The sequence below is a fragment of the Vibrio sp. JPW-9-11-11 genome (genome assembly GCF_013369335.1).
In the GTDB taxonomy this organism is placed as follows: Bacteria; Pseudomonadota; Gammaproteobacteria; order Enterobacterales; family Vibrionaceae; genus Vibrio.
On record NZ_SZQJ01000025.1, the window covers coordinates 1 to 1,808 of the forward strand.

Below are 1,808 nucleotides of genomic sequence, written 5' to 3' on the forward strand. Positions count from 1 at the left end.
GTACTTGAATCCAAGCCACTTAACAAAGCATTTAAGAGTGATTCGCAACGCTTGGCAGTTTCGCTTCGCTCAAGTATAGCCAAGCGCCGCTCACACCTTAATGCGGCGTTAGCTAAACAAGGAAAGTACATGAGCAGATTATCAGTTGTTGGATTATGGGTAGGAATCATTGCAAGTATATTTGGTGTCTGCTGGAGTGTTTACACTCATTGGAACCCATTTGACGATAAGCTAACGAATTCAGATGAGTTTTTCGGAATTTGGCAGTCAAAGTACAGTTACTCAATAACCAACGGTACTGCAACAGTTAATGGAACTACAGAATACTTTAAAAATGGAATGTACAACTTTACTGGGGTTATGGTAATTGATTCCACGACCAATGATGCCAATACGATAAAGGTTATGTACGACATTGATGGCACGGGAGAGTGGGAGCATGATTCCAAGAATTTCTATGTCAAATTAACAGACTCAAAAACATACCCACGATTTTTACAAATAGACAATAGGAACTTTGACCTAAAGGAGCCTAAGTTTAGAGCTCTTGTTCCTGCGCTTGAAGATTTCATTCCAAGCAACCTCTCGGAGCAATACGTTATTGTAGGTAAAGATGCTAAAAATATCATTTTTGAACTTGACGACCCATTTGGTAAAACCTTTTCTATGGTCTTGCGTAAAGTAGACAAAAGGTTTAAGAGGCAATAGTTTAGCTAACAAAGCATTTAAGAGTGATTCGCAACGCTTGGCAGTTTCGCTTCGCTCAAGTATAGCCAAGCGCCGCTCACACCTTAATGCGGCGTTAGTTGCACAGGGAGGTATCGTGGAAGAATTATCAGGTGGAAGAGAATCTGCAATATATCGAGATGATGAAGTCGTCTATCGACCTCTTCAGTTATGGAGTCCTACAATTCATCTTATTTTGAAGCATCTTGAGCGAGCAAAGGTCGATGAAATCCCAAGGTTTCTAGGTGTTAATCAAAACCAAGAAATCTTAAGTTTTGTCGCAGGTAATACTTACAATTATCCGCTAGTTGGCGCAATCGCAACAAATGATGCACTCATGTCTGCGGGTAAATTATTACGTAAAATACATGACTCAACAGTTTCACTCTTGGATCAAATTGATGTTGATGCTCACCGATGGATGTTAGAGCCGAGAGAACCATTCGAGGTTATCTGTCATGGTGACTTTACCCCATACAATGTTGCTCTATTGGAAAATACAGTTGTTGGTGTGTTTGATTTCGACACGGCGCACCCAGCGCCAAGGATATGGGATTTAGCCTATTCAGTGTATTGTTGGTCTCCTTTCAAAACTGACAGCAATGATAAGCTTGGCACAATCTCAGAGCAGGTGGCTAGAGCTAAGTTGTTCTGTGATAGTTACGGTGCAACTGAATTAGAAAGAGATCAATTAGCTGATGCAATGGTTCAGCGATTACAGGCTTTAGTATCCTTCATGCGCAGTGAAGCCGAAAATGGCAATGAATCCTTTGCTGAAAATATAGAACAAGGTCATCTTCAAGCCTATCTAAATGACATAGAATATATCACTGAAAATAAACAACAAATTCAGTGCGCATTGTGCAACTAACAAAGCATTTAAGAGTGATTCGCAACGCTTGGCGTTTTCGCTTCGCTCAAGTATAGCCAAGCGCCGCTCACACCTTAATGCGGCGTTAGTACGGGGTTGGCATCAACGGTAAAAATTTCGGTGTTTATCAGTTTCGTTTCCTAGCTTTACACTGGCTCAAATGTGCCTTTCATGTTCTTTCCGGTAGCACTATATGCGGAGTGTTAGCGTC

At 41.2% G+C, this 1,808-nt stretch carries 1 protein-coding gene and 1 pseudogene; both read left to right on the forward strand.

The genetic code is table 11. The features are described 5' to 3' along the window. A pseudogene (locus tag FCU94_RS15780) lies at positions 1-708 on the forward strand (hypothetical protein); the annotation flags it as partial. Between the two features lie 115 nt (positions 709-823). Further along, positions 824-1,597: an aminoglycoside phosphotransferase family protein gene (locus FCU94_RS15785; RefSeq protein ID WP_165387894.1), complete on the forward strand. Its 774-nt coding sequence runs from the start codon at positions 824-826 to the stop codon at positions 1,595-1,597. Positions 1,598-1,808 lie beyond the last annotated feature (211 nt).